General features: G+C 66.7%; 1 protein-coding gene. It reads left to right on the forward strand.

The window, feature by feature from the left end; genetic code table 11:
- The first annotated feature begins 288 nt into the window (after window positions 1-288).
- Window positions 289-981 (forward strand): GntR family transcriptional regulator, encoded by a 693-nt coding sequence (locus HUK84_RS18890; RefSeq protein WP_176641597.1) that lies wholly within the window; start codon window positions 289-291, stop codon window positions 979-981.
- Window positions 982-1,268 lie beyond the last annotated feature (287 nt).

Raw genomic sequence — 1,268 nt, forward strand, 5'->3', positions numbered from 1 at the left:
CGATGCGCGCGCGCAGGGGATCGCGTGTCGGCAGGGCGGCGGCCAGCGCCGCGGTCGGGGGCGGAAAGGAGGACGGGTCCGGGACGGGCTGGGTCATGGCGGGGCGCGGCTTGGCTGCTGTAGGGGGGAGGTGAAGGGATCGTTCCCGCTGCTTAACAGATCATATATGATTCGCAAGTGCGTATATGATTTTGTGCGTGATTATGATGGGCGCGTGACAGGGTGATCTTGCATCGGGCCGGGCGGAGGGTGAGTTTGGGGGGCGATCAGAGCGGGAGGGAGAAGATCATGTTGCCGGAGAGCCTGTTCATCCGTGCCACGGAGGAGCCGCGGGGCCTGGCTTCGGAATGGGTGGGCAATGCGCTGCGCCAGGCGATCCTGGACGGGCACCTGGCCGACGGGCAGTCCCTGCGGCAGTCGGAGCTGGCCGGTGCGTTCGGGGTGAGCACCATTCCGGTGCGCGAGGCGCTGAAGCAACTGGAAGTCGAGGGGCTGGTGGCGTTCCAGCAGAATCGCGGCGCCACAGTGATCGGCCTGTCGGAAGAGGACATCATCGATTTTTCCGAGATTCGTGCCTCGCTGGAGGAGATGGCGGCGACGCAGTCGGTAAGGCGGATGACGCGGGTCGACCTGGCGCGGGTCGAGGACGCGTATGAGGCGTTCGTCGCTGGAACCAGCGACGCGCCGGATGGCATGGCGCGGTCGGGTCCGCTGAACTGGGCGTTCCATGGCGCGATCTATGCGGCCTGCGGCCGGCCGCGCCTGCTGGAGATGATCGAGGGCGTGCATCGGCGGGTCGATCGTTATATCCGCGCGCATCTGGAGATCGCCGGGCGGAAGGCCGAGACCGATGCCGAGCACCTGGCGCTGCTGGCGGCCTGTCGCAGCCGGGACGCGGAGGGGATCGCGGCGCTGACGCGGCGGCATATCCTGGATGCGGCGCGGATTTCGGTCGACGTGCTGCGCCGGCGGCGCGGATAGCCGGTGCGGATTGGGCACCGGTGCCCGAAAGGCACCGGAAAACGCGCTGCCCCACATCGAACCGGCAACGAAACATTGAACGATCGGAGGGGAGCGGATATCTTTTTGACGACCATGAACCGGACGAGAGTCAATAATGCGGTGTCGTCATAACGTATTTTTATGTACTCTTATGGCTGCGACCTCGTTCGGACCGGTGCCCGGCGCCGCGCTGGCGGACAGCGCGACAGGCACGGCGCACCGTCACCATGCGCCCGCCGGAAAGAAGCATGCCGCGTCCGGCGCCG

Origin of the sequence: Nguyenibacter vanlangensis (assembly GCF_013376155.1) — a bacterium.
GTDB lineage: Bacteria > Pseudomonadota > Alphaproteobacteria > Acetobacterales > Acetobacteraceae > Gluconacetobacter > Gluconacetobacter vanlangensis.